Here is a 22,661-nt window from a genome sequence, read left to right as displayed (position 1 = left end):
CACCGGACTCGGCGCCAGGACACACGGCGGCCCTCCTCGCCAGGGCAGGCCAGCGACGGTGCCAGGCGGGGTCGGGTCAGTGGAGGAGAACGGGCTGCCTCAGGCCGCGGAGGGACGGCGAGGACAACGCGGAAAGGGGCCGACTATGGCCCGGACTACTGTCCATGCTCGCCTCCTCCCGATCCCGGCGGCCGCGCGCGACACGACGGCCATACGGCAAGGGCAGCCGACCGGAGACCGGCGCACCCCAACTCGTCAGAGCTTTGGCACTCCACGGCGTGTCCCCCATACGCACGGGGAAGCCACTTGGGGTCACCCCTTGGGCCGGGGAGACCTGTCCTGATCCGGAGCGTCTCTCGACGGGTGGGATCAGTGGCCTGTGTCCGTGAAGACGCCTCACCGAACGAGGTGCCTCATCAAAACCGCGTTAACGATACGCCCTCGCTGCCCCGCCCTCCCAATCCATGACCGGCGCTTGACCTCGCACCTACGGGACCGTGACCGTCGCCGCCTCCGCCTCGCCGGCGGCAAGGGCCTGATCGCGGCACGTAGGGCCGCAGGGCCGACAGACACGGTCCGCCGGCGTCATGCATGGCGTCGGGCCGGCCTCGGGGCGCGGGTGGACCGGCGTGCCGCTACGACTGCCCACGGCAGAGGGACGAAGGTCACGGTGTGCACGGGGATGAGGGCGAAGCCGTGCTTCGGGGCCGTGAGGGCGAGCAATGGTCCGGCGGCTGATCCCGCCAGTGCCGGCTGGACAGAGTGTCGGGAAACCGTCCGGGCCGCGGGCACTGCGTGCAAGACATCCTCCAGACCGTCCACGCACACCGGATCAGCCGACCAGCACGTCTCGGCGCCCGGGGGCATCGGGCACCGCGACCGCGATGTCCCCGGCGGCCGGCTCTGTGTCGGTGCCGGAGACCATCAGCACCGCGTGGCCCTTGTTCCGCAGCGCGCATAACTGGTCGACGAGGCATTCACGCCTGCCGAGGAGTTCCTCGGCAGGGGACAACATGTCGCCGATGCGCCGGCCCTCGGAGAGAGGACCGTCACTCCGGTGGCATGGTCCGCGGCCAGTACCGGCGCGGTCAGCGGGTCGAGCCGCCGACCGTCCGCTCCATCCCGATTGTTCCCCAGCACCGTCGAGTCGATCACCACGGCGGAGACCGTGTCGAGCAGGCGCGACGCCGACGGATCGGGGGACGACGCCACTCTGCCCGGCCTTCGACGCGGGACGCGCCAGGGCCGGGCCGGACCGGTCAGCGGAGAGCGGCCAGGGCCGGCTCGATGGCCCGGTGGAACGTCGGGTAGGTGTAGATCATGTTCTGGAGCCGCTCGACCGGCACCTCCGCGTGGACGGCGACGTTCAGTCCGTACAGCAGCTCGCCTCCTGCCGGTCCCGCCGAGGTCGCGCCGACCAGGACGCCCCGGTCGGAGTCCTCGACCAGCTTGATGAACCCCTCGCCGCCCGGACCGTGGATCCAGCCGCGGGTCGAGGAGGAGCTGGGCACCACCGCGGTCCGCACCCGCAAGCCCCGCTGGCGGGCCTGTCGCTCCGTGAGTCCCACGGCCGCGATCTCGGGATCGGTGAAGGTGACGCGGGGCAGCGCACGGTAGTCGGCGTCGGGGCCGGGCCGGTCGAGGATGTCGCGGACGGCGATCTGCGCCTGGTACGTCGAAACATGGGTGAAGGCGCCGTGGCCGGTGATGTCACCGACCGCCCACAGCCCCTCCGCCGCCCGCATCCGGCCGTCCGTGGGCACGATCCTCGCCGCCGGATCGAGGCCCACTGTCTCGACGCCCAGATCAGCGAGTTCGGAATACCGCCCGGCGGCGACGAGCAGGCGCTCGGCGCGCAGGGGCTCCGCGCTTCCTTCGAGGAAAACGGTGAACTCGGTGCCGTCATGGCTGACTTGACGGGCGCGAAGTCCGGTGAGCACCGTCACGCCGTCCGCCCTCAGGGCCTGCGCGGCGAGCTCCCCGCTCTCTGGTTCCTCCTGGGACAGCAGCCGGTCCTGGCCCTCGACCACGGTGACGCGGCAGGTGAAGCGTGCGAAGACCTGAGCGACTTCCACACCGATGGCGCCCCCGCCCAGGACCAGCATCGACGTCGGCAGTTCCTTGGCCGCCATGGCGTCCCGGTTGGTCCAGTACGGTGTCGCCGCGAGGCCGGGTACGGGCGGGATCCGGGGCCTGCTGCCGGTGGCCAGCACGACACCCCGGCGCGCTTGAAGGACGCGTTCGCCGACCGTGACCTGCCGCGGCCCGGTGAGACGTCCCCTGCCACGGACGAGCCGGCCCCCCTTGGCCGCGAGCCGGTCGGCCGCCACCTGGTCGTTCCAGTCGTCGGTGGCTTCGTCACGGATACGGTCGGCGACCCGGCCCCAGTCAGGGGTGACGTCCGCGTGCCCGGCAAGGGCGGAGACACGGCGGGTCTCGGCGAGCGTGTTGCCGGCCCGGATCATCATCTTGCTGGGCACACATCCCCAGTACGGGCACTCGCCGCCGACGAGTTCCGCCTCGACACCGACCACCTCCAGGCCGGACTCCGCCAGCGTGCCCGCCGCGTACTCGCCGCCGGGCCCCAGGCCGATGACGACCACGTCCACCTGCTCGTTCATGCTCCACGTCTCTCTGCTCGTACGGCCGTCCGACCGGCCGTCGGACAGAGAGGCTAGGACAGTCGCGCGGCAGCTCGTGCCTGTGAGCGCACGGCTGTCGGCCTGAGAGTGAACGCACGGCGAGCCGACGGACGCTCGGTGCGCTGACGGGCAGCTGCACGTGCACTTCGGGGCAACTTGTCCCCCGGTTCAGCCCCTAGCGTCAGGCGTGCATTTTCAGCACAGCATCGCAGGAGGCCCGTCATGACCACCGTGTACACCGCGCCGTCCCACGCCTGAGCGCCCTCCGGCGAGGCCCTGAGACCCGGCCCACGCCCGATGCCCTGTCAAGTCTGCTGCTCCCCGGGAGAACCCATGGCTTCGCCCACCGTCGTCGAACTGTCCCGATGGCAGTTCGCGATCACCGCGATCTTCCACATGACCTTCCCCGCGCTCACCGTAGGGCTCTCCGTGCTCCTGGCCGTGGTGTACACGGTCTACGTACGCACGGGAAATCCTCTGTACCTGCAGATCTTCCGGTTCTGGAAGAAGATCTTCGCCGTCGGCTTCGGACTGGGCGTCGTCGCGGGCACGGTGATGACCTTCGAGTTCGGCCTCAACTGGGGCACGTACGCCCATGCGGTCGGCCCGGTCATCGGGGTCACCATCGGTATGGAGGTGATCACCGCCTTCTTCCTGGAGGCGGGCTTCATCGGCCTGATGCTCTACGGGGACGGGCGGATCCGACCGCGCACCATGGCCCTGGCCAGCTGGATGGTCGCCTTCGGAACCCTGCTGTCCACCACTTGGATCCTGTCGGCCAACAGCTGGATGCAGGACCCGGTCGGCTACCAGAAGGTCGACGGCCAGTTCCACGCCGGGGACTGGTTCAGCATCCTGTTCAACCCCGCCTTCGCGCACCGCTTCCCGCACATGCTGCTGGCCGTGCTGATCAGCGCCGCCTGGTTCGTCGGCGGCATCTCCGCCTGGTACCTGGTCAAGAACCGGGTCCACGCCCAGCCCATGGCCCGGCGCTGTCTGTCCATCGCCCTCGGGGTGCTCGGAGTGCTGATGCCGATTCAGCTGTATGTCGGAGACGGCACGGCGGTCTTCATGGGACAGCACCAGCTGCCCAAGCTGGAGGCCTTCGAGGGCAACTGGAAGAGCGACAACAACGGTTACAACCTGCTCGTCGTCCCCGACACGGGCAAGGGCGAGAACCGGCTGCACGTCGAGGTCCCCTACCTCGGCTCGGCCATCGCCCAGGACCTCAGCGGCAAGACGAAGACGCCCGGTCTGCTCCAGACCCCACCCGACGAACGCCCCAACATGTGGACCACCTTCTACGGCTTCCGCGCGATGTACTTCACCGCACTGCTCATGTTCGGCACGGCCTTCGCGGGCGTGGTCCTGCGCATGCGGCGGCGCCTGTTCGACTCGCCGCGCTTCCTCCGGTGGATGGTGTGGATGACCCCGGCCGGGATCATCGCCATCACGGGCGGCTGGATCGTGGCGGAGACGGGCCGCCAGCCCTGGGTGGTGTACGGCCAACTGCGCACCGCTGACGCCGTCTCCCACCTCACCACACCCGAAGTCGCCGCCAGCCTGGCCGGCTTCGTCCTGCTCTACGCCACCCTGCTGGTCATCTGGGCGCGCTACATCGTCCGTACGGTCAAGGCCGGACCCGAGGCCCTGCCCGGTGGACCCGCCTCGCCCGACGTATCGGAGGCCCTCGTTGCTTGAGTATGTTGGTTATGCCCTGGTTCTCTTCTCGCTCGGCATGTACGTCGTCCTCGACGGTTACGACCTCGGGGTGGGCATGCTCAGTCTGGCGGCCAAGCCCGAGCGCAGACGGGAGTACGGCGAGATCGTCGCCACCGCCTGGGACGCCAACGAGAGTTGGCTCATCCTGGTCGGTGTCGTGCTGTGGGCGGGCCTGCCCGGCGCCTACGCCGTGGTCCTGCCCAGCGTCTATCTGCCACTGATCGTCATGCTGGTCGCCATCATTCTGCGCGGACTGGGCCTTGAGATGCAGAGCGCGGCCGGCACCTACCGTCGGGGATGGGCGCTGCTGTTCGGCTGGGCGTCGCTCACCGCGACCGTGTGCCAAGGCCTTGTTCTCGGTGCCCTGCTCACCGGTCCGCAACAGCGGAACGGGACTTTCCAGGGCGGGGCCCTGGACTGGTTCGGCCTCTACGGCGTGCTGTGCGCCCTCGGTCTGGTCGTCGTCTATCTGCTGGCAGGAGCCGCCTGGCTGCAGGACAAGACCGAAGGGTGGTCCCGGCCGGAGGTCCGCCGTACCGGACGGTCCCTGCTGACGGCCACTGCGATCATGGGGCTCGTACTCGGCCTGTTGCTGCAAGACGCCGATCCGCAGCAGTTCCATCTGGGCCAGCCGGTGCGGGCGGTGCTGTTCTGGCTCGCGGTCGCCGTCGCCGTCGTGGCCGCCGTCGTCGCCTGGTACGGCTTCGGCCGCGGCCCCGACTGGCGGCCGTTCGCGGCCGTGGCCACCATGACAGCCACTGGGCTGCTGGGGCTGGCGGTCGTCTCCATGCCAGTCGTCGTCCCACCCCGGTTGACCGTTCATCAGGCCGCGAGCCCGCACTCCTCCCAGCTCCTCCTGGTCCTCGGCGTCGGCCTGTGCATGCCGTTCGTCCTCGCGTACAACATCTACGCGTGGCGCAGTTTCCGCGGCAAGTACAGCGATCCGGTGGAGAACCCCGTCCCGCCGCTGTCCGCCCGCGTCCGCCCCCTTCCGGCCGTACCGGCGCCCGGCAGCGCGCCGCGGACGATCGTGCGACGCGCCCTGCTGGTAGTGCTCGGCATCCTGGCGACTGCTCTTTCCCAGGATGTGTTCGGCGGCGTCTCCGACCTGATCGGCCCGATCGGCGTCGTCCTTCTGGGCTGTACGGCACTGGCCGCCTGGGTCGTCGGCGACCGCCGTGACCACCGCGCCGGCTACTTCGACACGGACGCCGAGGCGGAGACCACCTCGTGAGCAACACTGCCGTACTCCTGGACGAGTTGGCCGCGGAAAAACACGAGAGCCCGGTCCCCGCCAGGCTCAAGGCCTGGGCTGCCGTCGGCGGTTCCGAGCTGCGTCGCGCGGGAATCCTGCGCGGCGCGGCCCAGTCGGGCACCGTCCTGTGGGCGGGCGGGCTCGCCTGGGGTGCGCAGCGAGGGCTGTCGGCGCTACGGGGCGATCTGCCCGCGACGGCCGTACTGCTGCCCGCCCTCCTGACGGCGGCCGGAGTGACCCTGCGCGCCGGGCTGCTGGCCGCGGGTGACGCGGCAGCCGCCCGCGGTGCCCGTACCGTACGCGAGACCCTGCGCCGCCGGATCATCGAGACGGCCCTGCCCGCCCACGGGCCGGCGCGCACCGACCTGGACGACGCGGCGCCGGCCCGGGCCGTCGACGGCGAGGTCGACCAGCTGACCGACTGGCTCACCGGTTATCTGCCCGCGCGGACCACCATGCTGCTGGGCAGTGGTCTCGTCCTTGCCGCCATCGCCTGCCGCAGCTGGTTCGTCGCCCTGCTCGTGGTGGCCGCCACCCCGCTGCTGCCGGCCAACCTCAAGGTCATCGGCCTGGGCACGCAGACCGCCGTCCGTGCCCAGCTGGGCTCGATCCGCGCCCACGAGTCACGGCTGCTGGACCATCTGCGCGGGCTGCCCACTCTGGTCGGACTCGGCGCGCACGACGACGCGGCCCATGCACTGGAGCAGGACGACCGGGAGGTCGCCGGGCGGACCGAGAAGGTGCTGCGGATCGCCTTCCTGTCGACCGCGTGGGTCGAACTGCTCATCACCGGCACCCTCGCCGTGGTGGCGACCTACTGCGGGCTGGTCCTGCTCGACTATCTGCGCCTGCCCGTCGTCCCGGACCATATGAGCCTGTCCGCCGCGCTGTTCGTCCTCGTCCTGGTGCCCGCCTACTTCGCCCCGGCCCGGGACCTGGCCGCCGGCTACCACGCCCGCGCCCAGGCGGCCGCCGCCGCGGATCTCCTGGCCCCGCTCCTGGCCGCACCCGGTGAGAACGTCCCGTCGCCCGCCGAGCCGCTCCGGCCGACACGACGGACCACGGCGCCCCCTGGGGTGCGCCTGGAAGCCGTCACCGTTCATCACACCGGACGTCAGGCACCCGCCCTGGACCGCGTCAGCGTGCAGCTCGCACCGACCCGGTGCCTCGCCGTCACCGGACCGAGCGGCGCAGGCAAGTCCACCCTGTTGGCCGTCGCGGCGGGTCTGTCCGCCCCGCACGGCGGACGCGCGCTCCACCTGGTCGACGGACGGCCCTTGCCCGCCGAACCGAGCCGAGTCTCCTGGGTGGGCCAGCCGGCACACCTGCTGCCCGGCACCCTGCGCGAGAACCTCCTCCTCGCCTGGCCCACGGCAACCGACCACGACCTGCTCGGCGCCATCGCCACCCTCGGCTTCGAAGACCTCCTGACCGCGCTGCCGCAGGGGCTGGACACAGCACTCGGCGAACGGGGCACCGGCCTGTCCTCCGGCCAGTCCCAACAACTGGCCCTCGTCCGGGCGTTGCTCCGGGACGCACCTCTGCTGTGCCTGGACGAACCGACCGCGCACCTCGACCCCGAAGCGGAGGAGCGGGTCCTGTCGGCGCTACGGACACTGACCCGGAACCGTACGGTCCTGCTCGCCACCCACAGTCCGGCGTTGCTGCCCCTGGCGGACCAGGTCGTCACCCTGGACCACGGGAGAGCCCGATGAAACGGACCTGCGCCTGGCGCCTGCTGCGCGTGGCGGTGCCGCGCCGTGCCCTGCTGACCGGCCTGCTGCCGGCGACCGCGGCCGAACTCAGCGGCGTCGCACTTCTCGGCGTGTCCGGGTGGTTCCTGACGACCTGTGCCGTGGTCACCCTGCAGGGCATCACCACCTGGTCCTGGATGTACCCCTCGGGCGCCGTCCGGGCGCTGGCCCTGGCCCGTACCGGGCTGCGCCACCTCGAACGCCTGGTCAACCACCAGACACTGCTGAACTCCTCCGTGGCGCTGCGCAGTCGGCTGGCCCGTGGTGCCGCCCGCCTCACGCCCCGTGAACTGCGCGGACAACGCGACGGGACGCTGCTCGCCCGGCTCACCACCGATGTGGAGACCGTCGCGGGACTGCCCGCGAACGTCTTCGCACCGTTGGTCGCGGCGGTCACCACCGCGTGCCTGGTCGAGATCCTGCTGCTGTGGGCGATGCCGCTGCTGGGAGCGGCCGAACTGGTCGTCTGGGGGGCCGGTCTCGTCTGGGCCCGGCGCGCACACCGTCTCGCCCGAGCCCGTCTGGCCACTGCCGCCGAGGCCAGGGCCGCACTCCGTACCACGCTGCTCGGCAGTCGGGCAGCCTTCAACGAACTGCGGTGCCTGGACGCCGTGCCACAGGCGCAACGGACGGCGACGACTGCCATGACGGCTGTCGAGTCCGCCGAGTGGGCCGCAGCCCGAGCCGAGCGACTGGGCCGCCTGGGCCTGCGCCTTCTTGCCGCGCTGGGCCAGGCGTCGGTCCTGCTCATCGGCCTGGGCGCAGCTCCGGCCCAGCCCGTCGCCGTCGTGGTGGGCGAGGTACTGCTGGTGGCCGCCGGCTGGGAACTGCTGGAGAGACTGCCCTGGTTGCTGCAGTACCTGGCCCAGGCAGGCGAGGCAGCCGAACGTCTCGCGCCGCTTGCTGCCGAGGAGCGGCCCGTGGGCCGACAGCGGCCGGCCGCCCGCTCCGTGGCGACGGTCGGCCTCCCGCTCCTCGCGACGTCCGCGACCCTCACCACCACCCTGCAGGGCCCTGGCCTGGTTCTGGTCACGGGCCCCAATGGCAGCGGGAAGTCGACCCTGCTCGGGCAGCTCGCCGGACGTCTGCCGGCGCCCGCCGGCACGGTCCTCCTCGACGGCACGCCCGTGCATGAGCTGCCGGCCCGGACCGTCGCCGAGACGGTCACGCTGGTGGAGGCAGACGACTGGCTGGCCGACGACACGGTGGCGGCCAATCTGCGTCAGGTCGCGCCCTCGGCCGACGACACCGCCCTACGGGCCGCCCTGGAAGCGGTCGGCCTCGCGGCCCTGCCGCTCGACGCCTCGGTGGGCACCGGCGGGCGTCTGCTGTCGCAGGGGCAGCGAAGGCGCCTTGCCACCGCGCGCGCGGTGCTGAGACGCCCTCCGGTGCTGCTGCTCGACGAGCCCACCGCCGGTCTCGACCGCCCCACCGCCGAGGCGCTGCTGGCCGCGCTGCCCCGGATGCTGCCCGAGACCGGGCTGGTGATCGCCGTTCAGGAGCAGGACCTCGATCTGCTTGACCGCTCGCCGACCGCGGTCGTCCGTCTCGGCGTCAGCCGAAGCTCGATCAGGGAAGCCGTACGCGTGCGATGACACCGGCCGTGTAGTCGCACGGTCGTGATGACTGTGCGTGCACCAGGACAGGTCTCACAGCGCCCTCTTCTCACTCGTCCGGGCACCACGGGCGTGTCGTCCAAGACGGCTGGTTACCGTGGAAACGGCAGAAGATCCTTCAGGGATCGTCTGCGAGGAAGGGAGTTCTTCGATGACCGACGAGCCCATCTTGGTGCTGGCCGCGACCGGCGGACAGGGCAGGGCAGTGACGGACGCGCTGCTGGGCCGAGGCGCGCGGATCCGGGCGCTGGTACGTGATCCCCACCGCTCAGCCGCGCGGGAACTGGCCGACCAGGGTGTCGAAGTGGTGGCGGGATCCCTGAGCGATCGTGGGTCACTCGCCGCGGTGATGCGTGGGGTGACGGGTGTCTTCGCCTTCACCACTCCCTTCGAGGCCGGCGTCGAGGCGGAGGTGAACCAGGGGCGCGCCATCCTCTCCGCCGCCGCGGAGGAGCGCGTGCCGCATCTCGTCTTCAGCTCTGTGGCCGGGGCCGACCAGGACAGCGGGGTGCCGCATTTCGAGAGCAAGGCGCGCGTCGAGGCGGAGCTGGCCGCAGGCGATGTCCCTTACACGATTCTGGGGCCGACGTACTTCTTCGACAACGCGCTCGGTGGAGCAGAGCGCATCCTCGGCGGAGTTCTCGATCTGCCGCTGCCACCCGATCGGCCGTTGCAGCAGCTGGCCCGCCCGGACCTCGGCGCATTCGCGGCGGAAGTGCTGCTCAACCCTGCTCCCTTCGTGGGACAGCGCATCGAGCTGGCCGGCGATGCACCCACTCCCACGCAGATGGCGGCCGCACTCGGCGCGGCGGTGGGGCGGGAGGTCCGCCATGAGCGGGTACCGCTGTCGGCGATCGCCGACCCGGACATGCACGCGATGTGGACGTTTCTGAACGGCCCCGGCTATCGCGTCGACATTCCCGCCCTCCACGACGCTCATCCGGAGGTCCGCTGGACCGGCTTCGCCGACTGGGCCCACCGGACGTGGGCGCCCGCCCGCTGAACCGGTCGGCCCCCTCCGGGAAGCACTCCCTCGTCCTACGCCGCTGTCGGCGACGCCATGGCGTCGCCGACAGCGGGTTCCGCAGTACCGGCCGTGCCGGCTGGCTCACACGGTCTGGCGAACGGTCCGGACGGCGACGATCCCGCCGAGGAACGGTGAGGTCAGGACGGGGGTGGTGGACCCGGCCGGGGGCGCCGGCAGGGTTGCGAGGACATGTGCCCGGCCGTCGGGGGTGATGCGGGCGACCTGGCGGGAGTAGGCGAAGGTGACGTCCGCACCGCCGCCGGGTTCCAGGGTGATGTTCTCCGGTCGCTGTCCGTCGGCGATGTTCGGATGCGCCGCGAAGCGTACGTCCGACACAGGGCCGGAAGCGGCGGTCGCCGGGCCTGTGACGGCGACGACGAGGGTCGCCGCCACAACCGCGGCCAACAGCCCGGTCCGTATGCCTGCTTTGTTCCTGGGCATGGTGCTGTTCCTTCTTTTCGAACGGGAGACATGGGTGCCTACCGGGGATGCCGTGCGCCACTGCGGGATAAGCCAGACAGGGGGCGCTCAGTCGACGAACCGCTGGCGCAGCTCGCCGATGCCCTGGATGGACTGACCAGTTCGTCACCGGCGGTGAGCCGGCGCTGCGGCGAGCGCCAGAGGCCGACGCCGGGGGGGTACCGGTGAAGATGACATCGCCGGGCAGCAGCGGGAGTACTGCGGACAGCTTGGCGATGAGGGCGGGGACGGAGAAGATGAGGGGTGCCGGGTGCGGTCGTGCTGGACCTCCACGCCGTTGACGGCGCAGATCAGTTCCAGATCGTCGGGGTTGTCGAACTCGTCCGGAGTCACCAGCCAGGGGCCGGGCCGGCGGTGGCCCGCGGACGCAATTTCCCGGGTTCCGGATCGAGCAGTGCCATAGGAATCTCCGTCGAAATTCAGAATCGGCGGGCGGCGACGCGATCCGCGCTCGCCCTTCGGTGCCGACTTCCCCAACCGACCGAAGGTTGCGGTAGGTCGGCACTTGGAGTCTAGGCACTCGAGAAGCACGTGGCGGAGGCCTGTGCACTGTGAGAGCACACGTGGTGCGTTCTCGGAGAAGAATGCCCGTGGAGGGCGTCGATATCCTTCCCAACGGGGCAATGAGCGGCGTACTCATTTCAAACAGCGGACCGAAGAAGCCGAATCATCCGCGCGGCCGCCCAAGGGCCTACGAATCTCCTTCGACTCCACGAGCGAGAATCCATGAGCGCAGAACTGATGGACCACCTCACGAGGTCCTGGACGTGTGGAAGGAACTGGCGCGGAACGTCCGTGGCGTACCCGTCCCCCAGTGCCGGACACCTCTGCCAGGAGGAACGCCCCGGCGTCGTCAACGCGGAACTCCTCGACTTCCTCAGCGACTGGAACGGCTGAGCGGACCGGCCTGCTCGGGACACGAGCAGGCCGGAACAGATCGAGAAGGCGGGGTCGCCGGACAGGGGCGGGCGCCTAGGGCTCCTGCGGCTGGACGCCGAGGTCCGTCTCCACGTCGTACCCGGATTCCCTGTGGCCGGCTGCGGGATGGGCGATGTCGGCCGCCAGGTCGAATCCCGCTCCCTCGATCGCGTCCTCCAACGCGGCCTCCTCACGCTCGGACTGAGCGCGGCGGTGGTGCTCGGTCATCCGATCCATGATGTGGCGGATGTGAGGGTGGCCGTTGTCCGAGGGCGGCTCTTCTGTGTTCACGCGGTCATCCTCCGTAGGGAGAGCTGCCGGCACCAGCGGCCTGTCGGGCGGCGTTCGGTTCTGCCGGGCGGTCTTACGACGCCAACGTATCCGGGCGTCACCGTCGCCGGTATGCCGACAACGCACGGGTTCTTGTCCGACGGCGTACCGCATTGCGTTCAGAATTCCGGTTGTTGCCTTCGGGGGACAGCGCCGGGACCGCGCCGGCGGCAGGTCGAGCGGTACCGGCGTCACCGGCCCGGCGCGCCGGTTCGGCGCTCGGACTCCGTGAGGCCTCCCCACACTCCGTGTGTCTGTCCGGTCTGCAAGGCGAAGGCGGCGAAGGCGCGCAGCACCGGACAGGTGCGGCAGATCGACTGGGCTCGCTCTTCACGATCGCGCCGACGGCCTCCCCGCTCACCCATCGGCGAGAAGAAGACCGAGCTGTCCATGCCGCGGCACGCGGCCAGGCTCTGCCGGCTCCACTCGCTCAGGTGTGGTTTCACGTTCGGGGGCTTCATGTCCGCACCGTGCCGATCAGCTGTGGGCGGGTCAGGCCTGCTGCAGTGCGGTGCGCAGCGTCTGGACGGCGAGCGTGATGGCGCCCTGGGCGGCCTGGGTGGAGCGCAGGGCGTTGAGCATCACGAAGTCGTGGATGATGCCCTGGAACCGTACGGCGGTGACCGGAACGTCCGCCCGGCGGAGCTTGTCGGCGTAGGCCTCCCCCCTCGTCGCGCAGCACGTCGGCCTCGCCGGTGACGACCAACGCCGGGGGAAGGCTCGCGAGTTGCTCGGTGGTGGCACGCAGCGGGGAGGCGGTGATCTGTGCGCGCTCCGTGGGATCGGTGGTGTACTGGTCCCAGAACCACTGCATGCCGTCCCGGCGCAGGAAGTAGCCGGTGGCGAACTGGTGGTACGAGCCTGTGTCGAAGCTCGCGTCGGTGACGGGGTAGAACAGCACCTGCTGCACGAGCGGGACACCGCCGCGCTCCTTGGCCATCAGGATCAGCGCCGCCGTCATGTTGCCGTCGACCGAATCTCCCGCCACGGCCAGCCGCGTGCCGTCGAGGATGCGAGCTCCCACAGCTGCCCGACGAGGTACCGCATGTGCGGCCCGGTCAAACCGGTGGAGGCACGAAGATCGCCCGAGGTGCAGTGGGCAAGACTCAGGCGCATGAAGGCCTTCGTAGAGACCGAAGTCCCCTCGTGGCACGGCGCGTTGTCAGTGGGGTCTCGTAGCCTTGGCGTTGATTGCCGCACTGGTCAAACTGCGGACAGGTGACGTCGTCCGGCATGAGTCAGAGAAGGAGGTGGGAGCATTGGTGAGCACAGGATTGGGCGAGCCCGTGCCCGCCTCCGACGCTGCTCCTGCTCCTGCTCCTGCTCCTGCTCGCCGATACCGGGGGAAGAACAAGGGGAAGCGCTGGTCGCGGGGCACGGACACTGAGCTTGCGGTAATCCGTCTGCCGCTCGATGTCCACGACCCCGGCACCCGGCACCGGACCGAGGGCCTGTTCTCGGCGATGTGGTCCGTCAAACGGGCACTGCAGCGCGACGCGCGGAACGCGGTCGATGCCTACTGGGCGGGCGATGTCCGACGCGAGCCGGATGCGAGAGCGTGGCGGCTGGAACTCGGCCTGTCCCGGGAAGGGATGGAACGCCGCGCCAGTTGCTGACGCACCAGGATGTGGGCACGGTGGTCGGCCGCCACCGACCGGGAGCTGCGAAGGATCGTTGTCCGCACGCTCGTCGGGCCATGCCCCTCAATCAGCAGCCAGGACGCCCGCCTTCGCATCCGACATGGGGAGTGCGGGCAGTTGGTCGAGGAAGTCCGCGGAGGGTGTGTAGAAGAGCGTGCCGGTGACCGCCGTGGAGAAGTCGAGATTCCGGTCGTGGGTGGCGTCCGGTGTGCCGAGGAACATATGGCGCAGCATCCGCTCGGTCACCTCAGGTGCGCGCGTAGCCGATGAAGTAGGTGCCGAACTCACCGCGGCCGGGGCTGCCGAAGGGCATGTTGTCGCGCAGGATCTTCTGCTCCTCCCCGTCCGGCCCGGCGACGGTGTTCAGCTTCGCGTGGGGGGCGGCCTGGTCCAGTTCGAGGTTGGTCGCCTTGGTACGGCCGATGATCCGCTCCTGCGTTTCGACCGGAAGGGCGTTCCACGCGTCCAGGTCATGCAGGTACTTCTGCACGATGACGTAGCTGCCACCGGCGTGGCCGGGTCCTCCTCGCCGATCAGTACAGCCTCGCGGGCGGCCGTACCGACCGGGTTCTCGGTCCCGTCGACGAAGCCCAACAGGTCGCGCGAGTCCAGGTACTTGAAGCCCTGCACCTCGTCCTCGACGATCACCGCGCCGCGCAGACGGTTCATGATCTCTGTGGCGAGCCCGAAGCACAGGTCCAGCCGGGTGGCACGCAGGTGGAGGAGCAGGTCTCCGGGGGCGGCCACCGCACTGTGCCGGGATCCCTTCAGCGGCCGGAAGGGATGCAGGCCGATCGGGCGCGGGTAGTCGAAGAGCCGGTCCCACGCATCGGAGCCGATCCCTGCCACACAGCTCAAGGCGGCCTCGGGCACGCCGAAGCCGAAGGCCCGCTCCAGGGAGCGGAGGTCGGCCAGCACCTCCCGTGTCTTCTCCTCACCCCTGGAGCGATGGTGACCACCAGGAAGATCGCGGCACTGGTCAGCGGGCTGAGCACCGGCTGCGGCTGCGAACCGGTCACGGACGGGGACTCGGCAGTCAATGCATTCTCCTGATCTCGTGCACCACACGACGCGGCCTGACCAGTCGATGAAAACACTCCAACGACGGCGTTGGGGCTGTCGACGAGGAAATGTGGCTCCCCCCGGAGCACGAACGGACGGCTACGCCGTCGGCCGGTGGCGTGTCCCGTCGCGCTCAGCGGAAGGCGAAGTCGGTGAACGCCGCGAGCTCCGCGTTGGAGCCGGGCTGGTTGGTGAGTGTGCCCGGCCCCGTTGCCGTGAGCAACGACGGTGACCGGGGCCCATGCCTCGGGGCGGCGAGCAAGGGTGCCGCGCGTCAGTGCGGGTGGTCGTGATGCTCGTGGTGATCGGGACGGTCACGGTGATCGTGGCCCGCGGGGCGTCGGGCCAGGGTCCGGGCGCGTGTGGTGACTTCCTCCCTGGACACGGCACACAGACCGGCGAGCACGTTCTCAAGGGCGGCCAGCCAGAGCCGGTAGTAGTCGTACGGCTCGTCCTGCGCCGCTGAGGCCTCCCAGGCGGCGATTTGGGCGATCAGCGCCGCCTGGAATTCCGGCCAGGTGAATGCCCCCGCCTCGTACAGAGTGACGGCCATGCCGAAGGCGCGGCTCTCCCACGGCTCGGCGAACACCAGCTCACCGTTGGAGCGGGGCGGTGCGGCCGGGCCCTCGATGTCCAGCGGCGCGCTCACGACGCCGTCACCTTGGCCACGCCGACCATCGCGTCCCTGGTCACCAGGGGCACGAGTTCTTCCTCGGACAAATGCTCGGTGCCGGCCGGGCGTTCGGGCAGCACCAGCCAGCGCACCTCGCTGGTGGAGTCCCGGACGACGATCTTCACGTCGTCGTCGAGTTCGAGACCCATCTCGGAGAGAACGGCGCGCGGCTCCCTCACCACTCGCGAGCGGTACGCGGGGTCCTTGTACCAGCTCGGCGGCAGCCCCAGCACCGGCCACGGGTAGCACGAACACAGTGTGCACACCACCACGTTGTGGGTGGTCGGAGTGTTCTCCACGACGACGATGTGCTCGCCCTGCGCCCCCGAGAACCCCAGTTCCTTGATGGCGGCGGTGCCGTCCGTGAGCAGGCGCCGCCGGTAGTCGGGGTCGGCCCACGCCTTGGCGACGACCTTGGCCCCGTTCAGCGGGCCCACGTTGGTCTCGTAGTGGGTGATGATGCCGTTCATCACCTCCGGGTCGATCAGGCCCCGCTCGGTGAGCAGTTGCTCGAGCGCCTCGGTACGCAGAGCCACGGAAAGGGTCTCGGCCGAGCTGGTGTCGGAGGTGGTCATGCGGTGGTCTCCAGGTAGCTCTCGTACATTTCGACGGTGAGGGTGAAGGGTTCGGCGTCGGCACCCCACAGTTCGTGTGAGTCGAACCGCACCGAGTACACGTGCTGCGGGTTCTCGCCCAGGAAGTGTGCGTTGGTGTCCGGCAGCACATGGGCGGGCTGGATGAGCTCTACGACTCCGGTGTGTCCCCGGATGTAGCCCGGCAGCCGGGTGTGTCCGGCGGGTGAGATGTCCTTGGCGCGTACGCGCTCGCCGACACCGAAAGCCGGGGCGGCTTCCACGGAGCGCAGCGAACCCTCGGCCGTGGGTGCGTAGTGGGGCCGGTCGGGGGTGGGGATCGGCGGTTCCTCGACGTGTTCGCCACGCAGGTTGCGGGCCCGGGCCTCGATCGCGCCCGGCGCCAGGACGGAGCGTTCGGTGAGCATCAGCTCACCGGCGTTGAGCCAGCGCCCGAAGTAGCCGTCGTCCAGGTAGGCGGCTCGGTCCAGGCGCTCCAGCGCGTGCCGGAAGGCATCCGTGTTGATGCCGCCGGAGGCGACGCGGCTGGAGAGAATGGCCAACGCGAAGGCCTTGCGCTGCCAGTCCTCCGCGAAGACGGGTTCATCGGGTGTCGGTGGATGAACGGGCCCCCATCCCTGGGTGCCCCCCATGTCGGCGATACCGTCCATGGCACAACCTCTCGTTCGCCTGCACGGGCAGACATAACTACTCAAATTGTATTTGGCCTCCGTGCCCGGCGTCACGCGCGGGCCGCACTCACTCAGTCGGTTGCGGTGCCTGCCGCGAATGCGGGCCGCATGTGAGCACACGCTCGCAATGGAGCGATGGCGACGCCTGGTCCTTCACCGGGGCGAAGTGGTCCCGATGAACGGTCAGCGGGTGACGTGGAAGGTCAGATGCCTCTCCGTCGCGCCGGCGGGGGCCGTGTGGACGTAGCCTCCGACCGCACTGTAGGCACCCGAGCCGCCGGCGATGGCGACGGCGGAGGTGGACGGCAGGTGGAGCAGCGCCTGCCCGGTGATGTGCCACTGAGGCAGAGAGAAGGTACCGAGGCACTGCAGCTCGTCCGGGCCGATGTGCACGTAGGTGCACACCACGCTGTGGTCGCCGACCTTCTTCCCGTTCTGATACAGGTCTTCGGCGATGACGAGCTCGTCGCCCAGACTGCGTCCCTTCTTGCCCACATCGATGAGTTGGGACTGAGTCTGTTTGGCAACCAGCTGAAGGGTTTCCGTCTGCTGATGCGCACTGTGTGCGCTGCCGGTACTGGCCGATGCCGGCGGAGCGCCGGCGATCACTGCCGCCGCCACACCTACCGGGACATGGGAGCGGAGATTGATCCTGCGCAGGATGCGCCTCCTGGTGGTGTTCTCCGACCTACTCCACGACGCCGAGGTTCGTACCCCAGAGCTGGCCGTCGGGTACGCGGGTCGGGTTTCCTGTCAGCCTGCGCACCCGGATCTGCGCAGGTGGAAGCTGGTTCGAGTGTGCACGGCCCCAGCCGGCACGACTCGTCCAGGTCATCGCGAACGGGTGGGCGAAGTCTCGGGTGGAGCCGTTGACCAGCGGAAAGTAGCCCTCAGCCGCCGTTGCGGGCGAATCCGCCGTGTCGACGATCCACACGGTCCTCCCCGGAAGATCGCACGGGTGCAGGGTGAGTCCTTCGTTCTGGTACGCGGTGGCGGCCAGTCCCACGCACAGGCCGTCGGCCTTGCCGAAGGGTGCGTACTGGATCTGCGCCGCGCGCAGGTCGCCATAGTGACGGTTCACCTCGGAGGAGACGAGGCCGGACGCGTAGAAGTGGGACACCTTGCCGATGCGGGGGATGAAGTCCTCCGCCGAGTTGGTGTTGCTCGCGCGGTGCAGCACCGTCGGTTGGCCGACCTTCGGCAGCCCCTTGTAGACGGTCTCGACGAAGCGCGGGTCATCCGCCGTGCCGAGTTTCTTGCTGTAGATGTCGATGCAGCGCTCACCGCACTGCGGAGTCGCCGCGCTCGCGGACAGCGTTTCCGCGGCGGTGAGACCGCCGGCCAGGATCACTGTCGCCGCGGTGGTGAACACTTTGCTCTTGATCGACACAGGCAGTTCCCTTTCTCGAAGCGCAGCCCTGCCACGCATGCGGCTGCTGCGCTGCCATGAGGGCCATGGTTATTCACCAGGCGATTAAGAGCATATGCTCCTATTTTCCTGAGCGGCAAGAGCTGACACGCCCCGTCCGGCCCGGTCCGCACGTCATCGCCACCAGCGCCTGAGCTGGCGCTTTACGATGAGAGCATGTGCCCCTATCACAGGTGGAGTGCACTTTGGGGGAGACGATGGTCACTGCGCCGACAAACCTCGTGAGCCACTCCCCCGAGGGTGCGCCCCCAAGGTCGGACGCTCGCCCGATTCTGCGGATGGGTCTCATACGGTGTGGCGGCCGAACTTCCGACTGACGGACGAAGCTCCCGAGCGTCGGCGCCGGGGATGTCCGGTGCCGCCGGCCGATGCCGGCCCGGCGGGCATGACCGGGTCCGATCTTGCCGCCCCGCCATTAGGAGCATACGCTCCTAATGGCGGATGGCGCGTCTCCTCCGGCCGGACAGCCCCACCGTCCGCAACTCCCCCATCCGCACGCGCATCGCATGGTCGAAGATCACCCCCAGACACAGAAAGTGATCTCTTGATGGCTGTCAGTAAACCCGTCCTCATCGCCCACACCGGCGAGGTCGGCCGCACAGTGTTGGAGCAACTGCGGGCGCAGGACGTGCGGGTGCGGGCGATGGTGCGCCGCGACGACGATCGTGCGGCCGGGCTGCGTGCGCTTGGCGCAGAGGTGGTCGTCGGCGACCTGACCCGGCCCGAGAGTGTCGCCGCCGCGCTGGAGGGAGTTGGGCGGATGTACTTCGCGATGCCCGTCTCGCCGGACCATCTGCTCGCGGCAACCGTGGTGGCCAGCGTGGCCCGCGAGCACGGGAAGCTGGACGCCCTGGTCGGCATGTCGCAGATGACGGTGTCCCAGATGACCGCCACCAGCAACGGCGAGTCGCACCAGCAGCGGCTGCACTGGCTGGCGGAGCAGGTCCTGAACTGGTCGGGCCTGCCGGTCATCCACATCCGGCCGACGTCGTTCCTGAACAACCCTCTCTTCACCACTTCTGCGGCACGGTCGATCCGGATGAACGGCACGATCGCACTCCCCTTCGGTACCGGACGCACCTCGCCGGTCGCCGTGGACGACGTCGCCCGAGTGGTCACCACCGTGCTGCGCGACCCGGACCCGCATGTCGGGCGCGTCTACGAGCTGACCGGGCCCCGCACGGTCGACACGACGGAGATGGCCCAGGAGTTCTCGCGGGCACTGGGGCGCACGGTCTCCTACGTGGATGTGCCGCTGGACAGGTGGCGGGAGGGGATCCTTGCCAAGTTGGGCCTGCCGCCGCACATCGAGCAGCACATCGCCATCATGGCTCGTCTCCACCAGGACAACCGCTACGACCGCACATCCGACGACGTCGAGCGCGTGACGGGCGTACCCGCTCGATCGATCGAGGCTTTCGTGGCCGCACGCAGGGACTTCTACCTGGGCTGAGCGTTCCAGCCACGCCCGGCTGCCGCACGGGCGTCGCTCCTACGCGATTTCCGATGACGACCTCGGTGGTCACTGACCGTATGGACCCGCGCGTCGCTCGACACCGGCGCCGTGGCGACGATCGCATCGTCGCCACGGCACGCAGCGCCGGTACGGCGGCCCGGAGGCACCGGGGTGGCGCGCGACCGTTGTCCACGAAGAGCCGGCCGAGACGCGCGATCGCCCCAGGCGACTCCAACGGTCCGGCGCCGCCGGTCTCTGCGCCGAGGACGGCCGCGTTCAGCCGATCGAACCGGTGAAAAGCCGACCCTGCGGCTGCTCGCCACTCTCGCGCCCGGCCCAGCTCCGCCGGCAAAGCAGGGCTATCGTTGATGACGTGGAAATGCTCCATTTGCGCTATTTTGTCGCGGTCGCTGAGGAGCTTAATTTCTCGGCTGCGGCCCGGCGGCTCCACATGGCGACGTCACCTCTGAGTCAGCGCATCAGGGATCTGGAGCGCGAACTCGGACAGCAGCTGTTCGACCGCGACACGCGCAGTGTCACGCTCACCCCGGTCGGCTCGGCGCTCCTTCCGATCGCTCGCGACGTGCTCGACGAGTTCAGCTCCATACCGTGGCGACTGCGCGAGGCGACCCGGGAGCAGCGCGACACCGTGCTCATCGGCATACCCCCGGGACTGCACCCCGAACTCCGGTCGCGGGTCGGCACACTCACCGAACGCGTCCAAGAGCAGTTCGAGCTCCAGCGCTGGCCCGGCAGCACTCAGGCTCTGGTGGCCGGCGTCCGCGAGGGCAGACTCGGGCTCGCGCTGGCCCGGCTGCCGTTCAGCGACCCCGCTCTGGAGCAGGCGAGCGTGATGTCGGAGCGGATGGGGGCGGCGGTGCCGGCCGACATGTTCGCCGGGCGGGATTCCGTCGCTCTCGCCGATCTGGCGGGCCTTCCGTATGTCGCCCCGCCCAAAGAGGTGAGGGTCGCGTATTTCGACGTCCTCGAACGCGCATTGGCAAAGGGCGGTGTCCGGCATCGCCTGTGTCTCACCGACACCGGTTACAACGGGGTGTCCGAGGTTATTTCCAGCGGACTGGCCTTCTGCATTTCCATTCTCGCCCCGGAGAATCCGATACACGGATATCAGCTGGAGAACGTGACGGTACTGCCGTTCACGGACTTCCATCCCCGGCTGGAAACCGCCCTGGTGTGGCGTCGCGACCGTGCCGACAGCGATCTCAAGGGCCTGGTCGCCGCCGCGCGCGAGATTTTCGACGGGCCCATGATCATAGATTGAGCCCCCGGAAATCGCCACCGGAAACGTTTCGATCAGCGGTGTGACCACTGCGGTCACACCGCTGTTTCCTTTTTGATAATTCCGCCTCCTCCGCTCCTCATTTAGCGTTGTGGTCAGAAGCGATAAAACGCGACGCTGAAGGAAGAGAGAATGACGGAATCCTTCGCCGCCGGGCCGCTCGAAGCGGTGCGGGTGATCGACCTGTCGACCGTGGTGATGGGGCCGTACGCGGCCCAGATCCTCGGCGACCTCGGTGCCGACGTGATCAAGATCGAGTCGCCCTCCGACACCGTACGGGTGGGCCGGTATCGCGGCACACCGGGCATGACCGCGCTGAACCTGAACGTCAACCGCAATAAGCGCAGTGTCACCCTCGACCTCAAGGACCCACACCAACACGAGCAGGCCCTGAAGCTGATCGACACGGCGGACGTGCTGATCACCAACATGCGACCGGCCGCGCTGCATCGGCTGCACCTGACCTACGCGGACGTCGCCGCGCGCAACCCGGGCCTGGTCTACGCCCACGGTCAGGGCTTCCGCAGTGACTCCGACCGCGCCGGAAACGCCGCCTACGACGAGACCGTGCAGGCCGCCTCCGGGCTGGTCGACATCACCCACCGCGCGTTCGGCACGCCGGTCTACCTGCCGACGATCATCGCGGACAAGGTCTCCGCGCTGACCATCGTCTACAGCGTGCTCGCCGCCCTGCTGCACCGCTGCCGCACCGGGCAGGGCCAGCACATCGAGGTCCCGATGACCGACACGCTGCTCGCGTTCAACCTGGTCGAGCATCTTGCTGGGCACGAATTCGAGCCGGCGGTGGGACCCACCGGCCATCCGAGGTCGATGTCGAAGGAGCACCGGGCGCGGCGCACCAAGGACGGACTCGCCTGCGTTGTCCCCTACACCCCGCAGAACTTCCGCGACTTCTTCGTCGCCGCCGGGCGCCCGGACCTCGCCGAGGACCCCCGGGTCAACGGGCAGGCCGTCGACATGGCCGACCTTGACGCCCTGGCCGGGCTGGTCGACGAGTGTGCCCCGGCGCTGACCACGGCGGAGTGGGCGGAGGTGTGCGCCAAGCACAGCATCCCGATGGCTCCCGTGCTGGAGCTGGAGCACGCCCACGAGGACCCCTACGTCCGCAACGGGCATCTGCTGGAGACGGTCGTCCACCCGACCGAGGGACCGGTCCGCACGATCGGGATCCCGGTGCGGTTCTCCGCCACACCCGGTTCGATCCGCCGTCTGGCCCCGATACCGGGCCAGGACACCGCCGACGTCCTGGCCGAGCTGTCCGACCACTGAACCCCCTCCCCCGCAGCACGGAGAGAAGCAACCCATGAGCACCACCGACGTGCGCACCCACCGGGCGGGCACCACCCTGCTGATCACGATCGATCGCCCACAAGCACGCAACTCCGTCAACGCCGAGGTCGCCACGCTCCTGGCCAAGGCACTGGACGAACTGGAGACCGACCCCGGGCTCCGGGCCGGAGTGCTGACCGGCGCCGGCGGCACCTTCAGCGCCGGCATGGACCTCAAGGCCGCCCTGCGCGGCGAGTCCCCGAACATCCCGGGCCGCGGATTCGGTGGCGTGACCGAGGCCGAGCGGACGAAACCGCTCATCGCCGCCGTCGAGGGCTGGGCCATGGGGGGCGGTTTCGAGCTGGCCCTGGCCTGCGACCTGATCGTGGCCGCGGAGGACGCTCACTTCGGTCTGCCCGAGGTCAAGCGGGGGCTGATCGCCGCCGGCGGCGGAGTGATCCGGCTGCCCCGCCGCATCCCGTACCACCTCGCGATGGAGTTCCTGCTGACCGGCGAGCCGGTGAGCGGCCGCCGGGCCGGCGAACTGGGCCTGGCCAACCGGGTCGTACCCGCCGGTGACGCCGTGAACAAGTCCCTCCTGCTCGCCGACCAGCTCGCGGCGAACGCTCCGCTCGCGCTGGCCGCCGTGAAGACGGTCGTACGGGCCGCGGACGGCGCGCCCGAGGCCGACGCCTTCGCAGCGCAGCGCGCGGTGATGGGCGAGTTGATGGCCTCGGCCGACGTCCGGGAGGGCATGACCGCCTTCACCGAGCGCCGGACCCCACAGTGGACGGGGCGGTGAC

21 protein-coding genes, 3 pseudogenes and 1 riboswitch are annotated in these 22,661 nt (G+C 69.6%); of the genes and pseudogenes, 11 read left to right on the top strand and 13 right to left on the bottom strand.

Annotation, left to right across the window (positions count from 1 at the left end):
• Positions 1–239: 239 nt before the first annotated feature.
• Positions 240–415, bottom strand: a riboswitch (M-box (ykoK) riboswitch).
• Between the two features lie 417 nt (positions 416–832).
• A complete protein-coding gene (locus tag ACFYX0_RS26855; protein WP_388973780.1) occupies positions 833–1,015 on the bottom strand; it encodes a hypothetical protein in 183 nt (60 codons plus the stop codon).
• A gap of 244 nt (positions 1,016–1,259) precedes the next feature.
• Complete coding sequence (locus tag ACFYX0_RS26850) at positions 1,260–2,621, bottom strand: dihydrolipoyl dehydrogenase family protein (RefSeq protein ID WP_388973779.1); 1,362 nt, start codon at positions 2,619–2,621, stop codon at positions 1,260–1,262.
• 354 nt (positions 2,622–2,975) lie between these two features.
• Between ACFYX0_RS26850 and ACFYX0_RS26845 the strand changes: the two genes are divergently transcribed.
• From ACFYX0_RS26845 to ACFYX0_RS26825, 5 genes are all read left to right on the top strand, one after another.
• Positions 2,976–4,343, top strand: a complete 1,368-nt coding sequence (locus ACFYX0_RS26845) for a cytochrome ubiquinol oxidase subunit I (protein WP_388973777.1) — start codon at positions 2,976–2,978, stop codon at positions 4,341–4,343.
• A complete protein-coding gene (locus tag ACFYX0_RS26840) occupies positions 4,336–5,598 on the top strand; it encodes a cytochrome d ubiquinol oxidase subunit II (protein ID WP_388973775.1) in 1,263 nt (420 codons plus the stop codon). Before ACFYX0_RS26845 ends, ACFYX0_RS26840 begins: the two co-directional genes overlap by 8 nt.
• Complete coding sequence (locus tag ACFYX0_RS26835) at positions 5,595–7,334, top strand: ABC transporter ATP-binding protein/permease (protein ID WP_388973773.1); 1,740 nt, start codon at positions 5,595–5,597, stop codon at positions 7,332–7,334. Before ACFYX0_RS26840 ends, ACFYX0_RS26835 begins: the two co-directional genes overlap by 4 nt.
• The gene (locus ACFYX0_RS26830) at positions 7,331–8,968 is read left to right on the top strand and encodes an ATP-binding cassette domain-containing protein (protein WP_388973771.1); all 1,638 of its coding nucleotides are present in this window, start codon (positions 7,331–7,333) and stop codon (positions 8,966–8,968) included. Before ACFYX0_RS26835 ends, ACFYX0_RS26830 begins: the two co-directional genes overlap by 4 nt.
• Before the next feature lie 172 nt (positions 8,969–9,140).
• On the top strand, positions 9,141–9,992 hold the full coding sequence (locus tag ACFYX0_RS26825) for an NmrA/HSCARG family protein (RefSeq protein WP_388973769.1): 852 nt from the start codon (positions 9,141–9,143) through the stop codon (positions 9,990–9,992).
• Between the two features lie 105 nt (positions 9,993–10,097).
• Here the strand turns inward: ACFYX0_RS26825 and ACFYX0_RS26820 are convergent, their stop codons facing one another.
• Together ACFYX0_RS26820 and ACFYX0_RS26815 are read right to left on the bottom strand one after the other, a co-directional pair.
• Positions 10,098–10,457, bottom strand: a complete 360-nt coding sequence (locus ACFYX0_RS26820; RefSeq protein WP_388973767.1) for a hypothetical protein — start codon at positions 10,455–10,457, stop codon at positions 10,098–10,100.
• 87 nt (positions 10,458–10,544) lie between these two features.
• A pseudogene (locus ACFYX0_RS26815) lies at positions 10,545–10,841 on the bottom strand (fumarylacetoacetate hydrolase family protein); the annotation flags it as partial.
• Between the two features lie 381 nt (positions 10,842–11,222).
• Between ACFYX0_RS26815 and ACFYX0_RS26810 the strand changes: the two are divergent.
• The gene (locus ACFYX0_RS26810) at positions 11,223–11,393 is read left to right on the top strand and encodes a hypothetical protein (RefSeq protein ID WP_388973765.1); all 171 of its coding nucleotides are present in this window, start codon (positions 11,223–11,225) and stop codon (positions 11,391–11,393) included.
• A 75-nt stretch (positions 11,394–11,468) separates the two neighbouring features.
• Here the strand turns inward: ACFYX0_RS26810 and ACFYX0_RS26805 are convergent, their stop codons facing one another.
• From ACFYX0_RS26805 to ACFYX0_RS26795, 3 genes and pseudogenes are all read right to left on the bottom strand, one after another.
• Positions 11,469–11,705 carry a hypothetical protein gene (locus ACFYX0_RS26805; protein WP_388973763.1) on the bottom strand — a complete coding sequence of 79 codons (237 nt, stop codon included), beginning with the start codon at positions 11,703–11,705 and terminating at the stop codon, positions 11,469–11,471.
• 230 nt (positions 11,706–11,935) lie between these two features.
• The gene (locus ACFYX0_RS26800) at positions 11,936–12,205 is read right to left on the bottom strand and encodes a WhiB family transcriptional regulator (protein WP_388973761.1); all 270 of its coding nucleotides are present in this window, start codon (positions 12,203–12,205) and stop codon (positions 11,936–11,938) included.
• Between the two features lie 31 nt (positions 12,206–12,236).
• A pseudogene (locus ACFYX0_RS26795) lies at positions 12,237–12,753 on the bottom strand (alpha/beta hydrolase); the annotation flags it as partial.
• A gap of 253 nt (positions 12,754–13,006) precedes the next feature.
• Between ACFYX0_RS26795 and ACFYX0_RS26790 the strand changes: the two are divergent.
• Positions 13,007–13,360, top strand: a complete 354-nt coding sequence (locus ACFYX0_RS26790) for a hypothetical protein (RefSeq protein WP_388973759.1) — start codon at positions 13,007–13,009, stop codon at positions 13,358–13,360.
• An 87-nt stretch (positions 13,361–13,447) separates the two neighbouring features.
• On the opposite strand, the pseudogene ACFYX0_RS26785 reads toward ACFYX0_RS26790, so the two are convergent.
• The 6 genes and pseudogenes from ACFYX0_RS26785 to ACFYX0_RS26760 form a co-directional block, all read right to left on the bottom strand.
• Positions 13,448–14,379, bottom strand: a pseudogene (locus ACFYX0_RS26785) (Dyp-type peroxidase).
• A 341-nt stretch (positions 14,380–14,720) separates the two neighbouring features.
• Positions 14,721–15,095 carry a nitrile hydratase accessory protein gene (locus tag ACFYX0_RS26780; protein ID WP_355922665.1) on the bottom strand — a complete coding sequence of 125 codons (375 nt, stop codon included), beginning with the start codon at positions 15,093–15,095 and terminating at the stop codon, positions 14,721–14,723.
• Positions 15,092–15,694, bottom strand: coding sequence for a nitrile hydratase subunit alpha (gene nthA / locus ACFYX0_RS26775; protein ID WP_388973757.1), 603 nt, complete (start codon positions 15,692–15,694; stop codon positions 15,092–15,094). Before nthA ends, ACFYX0_RS26780 begins: the two co-directional genes overlap by 4 nt.
• The gene (gene nthB, locus ACFYX0_RS26770) at positions 15,691–16,362 is read right to left on the bottom strand and encodes a nitrile hydratase subunit beta (protein ID WP_388973755.1); all 672 of its coding nucleotides are present in this window, start codon (positions 16,360–16,362) and stop codon (positions 15,691–15,693) included. Before nthB ends, nthA begins: the two co-directional genes overlap by 4 nt.
• A 204-nt stretch (positions 16,363–16,566) precedes the next feature.
• Entirely contained in the window at positions 16,567–17,004 is a 438-nt protein-coding gene (locus ACFYX0_RS26765; protein ID WP_388973753.1) for a hypothetical protein, read from the bottom strand.
• A 67-nt stretch (positions 17,005–17,071) separates the two neighbouring features.
• Entirely contained in the window at positions 17,072–17,773 is a 702-nt protein-coding gene (locus tag ACFYX0_RS26760; RefSeq protein WP_388973751.1) for a hypothetical protein, read from the bottom strand.
• Between the two features lie 586 nt (positions 17,774–18,359).
• On the opposite strand from ACFYX0_RS26760, the gene ACFYX0_RS26755 reads away from it, so the two are divergent.
• The 4 genes from ACFYX0_RS26755 (at position 18,360) to ACFYX0_RS26740 (ending at position 22,660) form a co-directional block, all read left to right on the top strand.
• Positions 18,360–19,265, top strand: a complete 906-nt coding sequence (locus ACFYX0_RS26755) for an NAD(P)H-binding protein (protein WP_388973749.1) — start codon at positions 18,360–18,362, stop codon at positions 19,263–19,265.
• Positions 19,266–19,647: 382 nt separating this feature from the next.
• A complete protein-coding gene (locus ACFYX0_RS26750; protein WP_388973849.1) occupies positions 19,648–20,550 on the top strand; it encodes a LysR family transcriptional regulator in 903 nt (300 codons plus the stop codon).
• Positions 20,551–20,700: 150 nt separating this feature from the next.
• Positions 20,701–21,858 (top strand): CaiB/BaiF CoA transferase family protein, encoded by a 1,158-nt coding sequence (locus tag ACFYX0_RS26745; RefSeq protein ID WP_388973748.1) that lies wholly within the window; start codon positions 20,701–20,703, stop codon positions 21,856–21,858.
• A 34-nt stretch (positions 21,859–21,892) separates the two neighbouring features.
• A complete protein-coding gene (locus tag ACFYX0_RS26740) occupies positions 21,893–22,660 on the top strand; it encodes a crotonase/enoyl-CoA hydratase family protein (RefSeq protein WP_388973746.1) in 768 nt (255 codons plus the stop codon).
• Position 22,661: the final 1 nt, after the last annotated feature.

Origin of the sequence: Streptomyces sp. NPDC002573 (assembly GCF_042889625.1) — a bacterium.
GTDB classification, from domain to species: Bacteria; Actinomycetota; Actinomycetes; order Streptomycetales; family Streptomycetaceae; genus Streptomyces; species Streptomyces gibsoniae.
The sequence above is the reverse complement of the archived record's forward strand: the minus strand, read 5'-3'. Positions and strand labels throughout refer to the sequence as shown.